Source organism: Robiginitalea sp., assembly GCF_049588695.1.
GTDB lineage: Bacteria > Bacteroidota > Bacteroidia > Flavobacteriales > Flavobacteriaceae > Robiginitalea.
In genome coordinates, this window is sequence record NZ_JBAVZJ010000386.1 from 1 (window position 1) to 7,362 (window position 7,362).

At 45.8% G+C, this 7,362-nt stretch carries 6 protein-coding genes; 3 read left to right on the top strand and 3 right to left on the bottom strand.

Going from position 1 to position 7,362, the window contains the following annotated elements:
• Positions 1-64: 64 nt before the first annotated feature.
• From WBV75_RS09145 to WBV75_RS09155, 3 genes are all read right to left on the bottom strand, one after another.
• Positions 65-235 (bottom strand): DUF6747 family protein, encoded by a 171-nt coding sequence (locus tag WBV75_RS09145; RefSeq protein WP_424120319.1) that lies wholly within the window; start codon positions 233-235, stop codon positions 65-67.
• Between the two features lie 159 nt (positions 236-394).
• Positions 395-2,887: an OmpA family protein gene (locus tag WBV75_RS09150; protein WP_424120320.1), complete on the bottom strand. Its 2,493-nt coding sequence runs from the start codon at positions 2,885-2,887 to the stop codon at positions 395-397.
• Positions 2,888-3,126: 239 nt separating this feature from the next.
• A complete protein-coding gene (locus tag WBV75_RS09155; protein WP_424120321.1) occupies positions 3,127-3,309 on the bottom strand; it encodes a Sec-independent protein translocase subunit TatA/TatB in 183 nt (60 codons plus the stop codon).
• Between the two features lie 176 nt (positions 3,310-3,485).
• Between WBV75_RS09155 and WBV75_RS09160 the strand changes: the two genes are divergently transcribed.
• From WBV75_RS09160 to WBV75_RS09170, 3 genes are all read left to right on the top strand, one after another.
• Positions 3,486-4,352 (top strand): M23 family metallopeptidase, encoded by an 867-nt coding sequence (locus tag WBV75_RS09160; RefSeq protein ID WP_424120322.1) that lies wholly within the window; start codon positions 3,486-3,488, stop codon positions 4,350-4,352.
• Positions 4,353-4,357: 5 nt separating this feature from the next.
• Entirely contained in the window at positions 4,358-5,854 is a 1,497-nt protein-coding gene (locus tag WBV75_RS09165; protein WP_424120324.1) for a GH3 auxin-responsive promoter family protein, read from the top strand.
• Between the two features lie 107 nt (positions 5,855-5,961).
• A partial coding sequence (locus WBV75_RS09170; RefSeq protein WP_424120323.1) for a DUF6909 family protein occupies positions 5,962-7,362 on the top strand: 1,401 nt, incomplete at its 3' end.

The following is a 7,362-nucleotide window of genomic DNA, read 5'->3' on the forward strand; positions in this document are numbered from 1 at the left end:
AGCTTATGAAAAAGCCCCTCAGTGAGGGGCTTTTTTTGTAGTATGTAAAGGGAGCTCTTTAACTTCAGTCAAAGGCAAATCCTGTTGAAACTCTAAAAATAAAGGCGTACATGGTGACCAGCCAAAGGGCAAAACAGAACCAGGAAAAGACCTTAAAGTATTTTCGGAGGATCAGGTTTGTCCAGTTTCTAAAAGCTTCTAAATAGATTTCCCTAACGAGTATTAATTTTTCCATATGTGTTCTTTTGTAGCGTTTCTGTAACAAAGATGTCACGTTAAACGCGCAATTCTGAAAATATCAGATGAAACACGGAAAAATCTGAATGAAATGCGAAGGCTTCATTCACGGGCCTTCCCAATGGAATGCAGATGTTGCTTTGCCGGTTGTAAGGGACTACATGTCTACGATAATGAATTCAGACCTCCTGTTGAGCTGGTGTTTCTCCCCAGCACATCGCACACTTCCATCACACTCATTGAGCAATTGAGACTCTCCATAACCTATCGCACTTTCGATGCGTTCGGAGTCAATTCCCTGGCTAATGAGGTAATCTCGGGTGCTTTTCGCCCTGCGATCGGAGAGCTGTTGGTTATATGCTTTGGCTCCCCTTGAGTCGGTATGTGCAGCAATTTTAATCACCATTGAGGGGTATTCTTCCATTACGGCAACGAGCTTGTCTAATTCGAGGGCAGCGTCTTCTCGTACGGCGTCCTTGTCAAAATCAAAATAGATCATCTCCGTTTTAAGCTTTTTGATACCATCTTCTATGGTGACCAGCTCTTCGAGTTTGCGCATGGTAATATCCGTGTAGACCAAATTATTCTCTTCAGTCTCTACGAACTTGTCTTTTTCAGCATAGAGGTCTTTTTGAATTCGGAGGTGATATTTTTTGTGGCTGTCGAGATCTTCAAACACGAAACCACCATCCGCATCCGAAATCACTTCTTTCAGCCTGATGTTGTTTTCATCCAGGAGTTCAACCATGGCATCCGGCAGCCTGTCTCCCGTGATTTTGTCCGTGATAATACCTGCAATCGCATTTTCATTAACCTCTTCAGGAAACAGGCGCTCAAAGCTATAGAGGTCATCATCTCCTTTTCCGCCTTCTCTGTTGGAAGCGAAATAGCCCTTTTGGGTTTCTTCACTGACTATAAAGGAGAAATCATCTTTACCACTGTTTATAGGTTTCCCCATATTTTGGATATCCTGAAAGCCTTCTTCCTGATCAAATTCGGCTTGAAAAACGTCCAACCCCCCTAAGCCTGTATGACCATCTGATGAGAAATAAAGTTTAGTGCCAGTGAAAAAGGGAAACATCTCTTTTTGTTCGGTATTGATCTGGGTACCGAGGTTTTTAGGGATTGAATACGTTCCATCTTCGTAAATATCTACGGTGAAAATATCTGTTTCCCCCATACTTCCCGGCCTGTCCGATACGAAGTATAATTGCTTTCCATCCGGACTTACTGCAGGGTGCCCCGTGGAGTAATCCTCTCCATTGAACGGTAGTTCCTCGGCCTCTGACCACTCCCCATTTACTTTCTGGGACCGGTACAGCTTCAGGTGGTTTACGCCCTTGATATCCCTTCGAAGTTTTTTACCAAAATTATTCCGGGTAAAATACATGGTATTGTGATCCGGAGAAAAGGCCACTGCAGCCTCGTGGTACTTTGTGTTGATGCTCTTGGAGAATTTAACGGCGGAATTCAGCTCATCCGATTCTTCATTCATTTTTGCTACATACAGATCGAGGTAAGGCTGCTCATTCCATTTATATCGACGTGTTGTAAAAAACGCCGAGTCCAGGGAAGAAGCATAGACGATCTTGTCTTCTTTGTAGAAGGTCGGTGCAAAGTCGGAATATTCAGAATTGATCTGCAGGTTTTTAACTGAAAACAATTCTTCTGAGTCCAGTATGTTGTCCAGGGTCGCCTCGCGTTCCAGGATTTCCTGCTGTCTGTATCTCCCAAGAGGGGATCCTTCGACCTTTTTGTCGTATAATTTGAGAATTCGCCTCGCCCGCCCGTACTTTCCTAAACCTTTAAGGGATTGGGAGTATTTGAAGAGATATTCGGCAGACAACTCCTTGCTTGCACCCTCGTACAATTTTTCGTACCAGAAGTTGGCGCGCTCCATGTCTGAATTAAAGTAATGCGCATCTGCGACGCGCTCTATAATTGCAGGATTGGAAATTTCGGGATTTCGCTCTAATCCGAGTTCGTACAATTCCGCTGCATCCGCATACCACATCCGCTCAAAATACTGATCGGCTTTTTTAATGATAGCATTTGGGGCACTATTAAATTTGAGATTATCGGCCGTGTAATCCGGGATGTTGCCCGGTGAAGAAACAGCCCTTTTCTGTTTAAGGTCAAAGGGTTCAAGCAGATCGATCGGCTCATTCTCCACCACCAACAATTCAACAACGGTGTTTTTTCCTCCTTCGATTACCTGCCGTGCAGCCAGCAAGGCTTCTTCCCCGGATTCAAAACGGGAATTGGAGAGATAGAGTTTTTCATCTTCGGGATGAACAAATGAAATAATATCCAACCCATTGCGATGGAGCCTCTTGTAAAGTTTGGAAACGCCCCTTGAAGATTCCAAAATAGTTATTACCGGGTAAAATCCTTTTTCCACCCCTTTCATCCGGTAGTAACTCACTATGGGAATGCCGAGGTCGGCAGCCTGCTCTTGCCACAAGAGATCTTCTTTCGGGTTCGATACCGGGTAGGTGTCCACACCCGAGACTTCATCTTCTAACTCCTGACCGGCTACAAGGCCCAGTCCTATGTCCTGAGCATGGATTACAGGCCCGGCCAGAGTGGAAAGAAAGAGTAGCAGGGCATAAAAAAGAACAGAACGTTTAGTGTATTTAGAGCTTCTCACGACGCAGTGATTTGAGGAAATTTATTTCGAACTTCTAAAATACCTCAATGTAAAGTGCCGGCTAATTTTTTGTTGTCAAACGCCAGGAATACGCTGCTAAGCCCGATATGGGGTAAGTGTGAACCTGGAGAGGCTTCCCTGATTTACATGTTCTCAAGGCGTTGTGGAATCTGAAAGACAGAGAGGAAACAAAAAAGGCATCCACTTGGGATGCCTTTTCATTTTAATTTGGAACAGGATTATTCCTGTTTTTCTTCTAATTTATCATCTTCTCTGGAAGCGTCTTTGAACTCTTTGATTCCGCTACCCAGTCCCCGCATTAATTCCGGGATTTTTTTTCCACCGAAAAGCAGCAGAACGATAACGACAATCACTGCGATCTGCCATGGCCCTATGACTAAAAATATTCCGAGTGCATTCATCTGTACAGCATTTTTAAGATTGTAAAGGTAGTAAAAAACAGGATAGAAATCTTGTAATTGTGCTATAAGGTGTATTTTAGACATCCGAAAATAAGGCTTCCAGGGCCTTGAAATAATAGCCCCATCGGGATAAAGTTGAAGCGAGTCCCGATTTAAAGGCGCATGGAGGGATACTCATGGAGCAGAAAAAAAAGAGAAAAGAACTCAAGCGTAAGCTTCTGCATAAGTATCGGCTTGTAATTCTGAACGAAAGTACCTTTGAGGAAAAAATTTCATTCAAGTTGAGTCGGTTGAATGTCTTTGTTACCGGCACCTTGCTTATTATTGCTCTTATTGGCTTTACCACCTTGCTGATTGCATTTACACCGCTGCGGGAATACATTCCCGGTTACTCTTCCACGGCACTTAAAAGACAAGCTACGGAACTTACCTACAAGACAGATTCTCTGGTCAACGCCCTAAATTATACCAATCAGTATTTAGAAAACATCCGAAAGGTCCTTCGAGGGGATATTGAAACTTCCCAGATCAATCCCGACTCTGTTTTTGAGAGCATTAAACTCGATCCGTCCCAATTGAATTTAAGCCCGATTCGGGAGGATAGCATTTTAAGGGCTGAAGTCGCCCTTGAAGACCGTTATAACCTTTTTGAGCAACCCACATTTGACGGCAGTATTCTCTTATACACACCCTTGAGCGGCACCGTTTCCCAGCCCTACGATCCAGATTTAAAGCATTTTGCCATCGACATAGTCGCCGTTAAGGATACCCCTGTTAAGGCGGTTGCTACCGGGCGCGTTATCTTTGCAGAATGGACGGCTTCGACGGGTTATGTAGTCATTCTGGAACACAACCAGGATTTGATATCCGTATACAAGCACAATGGATCACTCACAAAGGTCCAGGGAAATATTGTTCGTGCCGGAGAGGTGATTGCGACCGTGGGAAATACGGGGGAGCTTACCACAGGGCCGCATTTGCATTTTGAACTGTGGAAGGACGGAAATCCTGTTAATCCGGAGAATTACGTTGATTTTAATTGAATATGATGTCACTAAAAGCCCTGGGAGCACGCTTTCTGGCACGGTGGGTGCATCAGAAAACACGCAAGTGGGCCGATAATCCTTTAGAGGCTCAGCAGCGCACCTTTGACCAACTCATTGCGAAAGGAAGAGGTACAGGCTTTGGGAAGGAACACGGCTTTTCAGAGATCAAAAGTTACTCTGATTTCTCATCCCGTGTACCTGTTCGGGATTATGAAACGCTCAAAATTTATGTGGAGCGTATATTCCAGGGTGAAGATGATGTCCTATGGCCCGGAAAACCATTGTATTTTGCCAAGACCTCCGGGACTACCTCTGGAGCCAAATACATCCCCATAACCAGCGAATCCATTAAGGAACAGGTAAGGGCCTCCAGAAATGCCATTCTCAACTACATTCACAAAACCGGAAATGTAGATTTTGTAAATGGAAAGATGATTTTTCTTCAGGGCAGTCCGATTCTCGATGAGAAGAATGGTATAAAAGTGGGTCGACTCTCCGGAATATCGGCGCATTATGTACCCGGCTACCTTCAAAAAAACCGGCTACCCTCCTGGGAGACGAATTGTATTGAGGATTGGGAAACCAAGGTGGAAAAAGTGGTGGAGGAAACCGTTTCCGAAGACATGACGGTCATCGCCGGCATCCCTTCCTGGGTTCAGATGTACTTTGAAAAACTTAAGGAAAAAGAAAAAAAACCAATAAGTATTATATTTCCCAACCTCCAGTTGTTTATTTACGGAGGCGTGAATTACGAACCGTACCGGAGTAAATTCGAGAGCCTGATCGGCCGGAAGGTGGACAGCATTGAATTATTTCCTGCCAGCGAAGGCTTTTTCGCCTACCAGGACCAGTGGAAGGACCGCGGACTTCTCCTCTTACTCGACGCAGGAATTTTTTATGAATTTATACCCGCGGATACTTTTTATGAAGAATCCCCCAGGCGCCTGACAATCGGGGAGGTGGAACTGGGCGTGAATTACGCCATGGTGATTTCTACAAATGCCGGACTCTGGGGTTATAATCTGGGAGACACGGTTCAGTTTACCTCCCTGGAACCCTACCGGGTAATTGTCACCGGACGCATAAAGCATTTTATTTCGGCTTTTGGGGAGCACGTCATCGCCAAGGAGGTGGAGTACGCCATGGAAGAGGCCATACGGCAGTCGGGGGCTCGTGTGAATGAATTCACTGTGGCTCCCCAAATTCAGACTGCGGAGGGAGAGCTCCCTTACCACGAATGGTTTGTTGAATTTGAAGAGGCTCCTTCGGATATGGAGGAATTTACGGCTGTTTTAGACCGTAGCTTACAAGAGCAGAACAGTTATTATTTTGACCTTATCGAAGGAAAAATACTTCAACAGTTGCGCCTTACCCAAATTCAAAAGGGCGGATTTCAGCAGTATATGAAATCCATAGGAAAATTGGGCGGGCAGAACAAAGTAAAACGCCTTTCCAATGACCGCGATCTCGCAGATGCACTTTATGCCTATACAGTCTAAAGCACCTGCGCTACTTCTTTCAGACCTCCCTGAGATCGGGAGATTCGTGCCCTCTTGAAATACGGTTAACTCAAATTAAAATGTACTTTTGCGGTACATTTGTTTTCATGGAGGCAACCCGAGCACAGGAATCGACAAATGCCATTGAGCGCATGTACATCACCATGCGCCACCTTTTTAACCGCGGCTTCTACAAACCCATGGGGGTTTCCGGTGAAACCCTGCGCAACGCCCTGCTCCAGCTTCGCCCTGAAATTTATGGAACAATTGCCGAGGATAAGGCTGAACTGGAAGGACTGATTTATGTCCTGGAGCGGCTCCCCGAGGGGATAGAACAGTGTAAGTATATCAATTTGACCGCGGATGAGGGCTACGGGAGCTCCCACTTCAAACCTATTGTCCCCCCAAAACGCCGAAGGAATTGCTATCGCATTGACAAGGATCAAATGAATATTGAGATTACCCGCGGGCGGTCAGATATTTACGACATTCTAACACACCTGACGTTTCTTTTTATAGAATCGGGTAAGATCGGAAAAAGAGTACTTGTCGGCGATACGGGTGCCACCATCCGCGATTGGCAGAAACTGGAAGCAGCCTATCAGAAAGGGAAACTCTCCGTGTCTGAACGAGAAATCGCCATTACGCATGCGGCTAATATTTTAAGCCGCTCTTTTGTGGAGATTCAGGCGGTGTATGCAAAATTCGCCACTAAAAAAGACCCCGAGCGCTTCCTCAGGATTATTTATTGGCTGGGCAAACAGGCCATAGACGAAGAAACGACCGGCGATAAACGCACTATAACCTTCAGCGCCTTATTGCGTGAGGGATTGGGCCATCACATACACGGGGAGCGCTGGGCCAATACGATCAAGACGGCCCTGGACAAGCACGGACTTCTGGAGCGCCCGATACATGTGATTAGTTCCAATATGCACAGCGTATTGAATACCCTTTTCGCGAGCAGCGCCCTAAAAAAGGAATTCCCCAAAGGACAGTCCCTGGAGATTTTTGAGGCGCTCAGCGCCCAGGACAACGGAAAGTTACAGGATAAGGTGCTGGCCATGGCCGTGAAAAACGGAATGCACTTTATCGACGATACCTCAGGTGCGAACATCGATGTTCAGATTTTTGATTTGGCCCGATTGACCATGGATGCCTGCTGTTATGATATCCCAGGCGACGAGCCCTCAAACGCTCCGGTGATCCTGGTGATGGATTACGCCTTCGGGGAGCAGGCCTATGAGTGTATCGATGAATTGCTGAAGCCGTATAAAGGGAAAGAAGAGGCTCAGTACCTGAACGTCATATCGATCTCGATTATGGGCAAGGCTGGAATCCTGACAGGTAAAAAGGGGGACCTTATGATTCCCTCTGCCCACATTTTTGAAGGAACGGCTGACAATTATCCTTTTAAAAATGAGCTCAGTAAGGCGGACTTTGAGGGCAACGGCCTCTCGGTTTATGAGGGCACCATGGTGACGGTTCTGGGAACTTCCCTTCAGAAC

Excerpts from the sequence above, each read along its gene's own strand:
- WBV75_RS09145 (WP_424120319.1), bottom strand. The coding sequence starts at position 235 with ATGGAAAAATTAATACTCGTTAGGGAAATCTATTTAGAAGCTTTTAGA.
- WBV75_RS09155 (WP_424120321.1), bottom strand. The coding sequence starts at position 3,309 with ATGAATGCACTCGGAATATTTTTAGTCATAGGGCCATGGCAGATCGCA.
- WBV75_RS09160 (WP_424120322.1), top strand. The coding sequence starts at position 3,486 with ATGGAGCAGAAAAAAAAGAGAAAAGAACTCAAGCGTAAGCTTCTGCAT.
- WBV75_RS09165 (WP_424120324.1), top strand. The coding sequence starts at position 4,358 with ATGTCACTAAAAGCCCTGGGAGCACGCTTTCTGGCACGGTGGGTGCAT.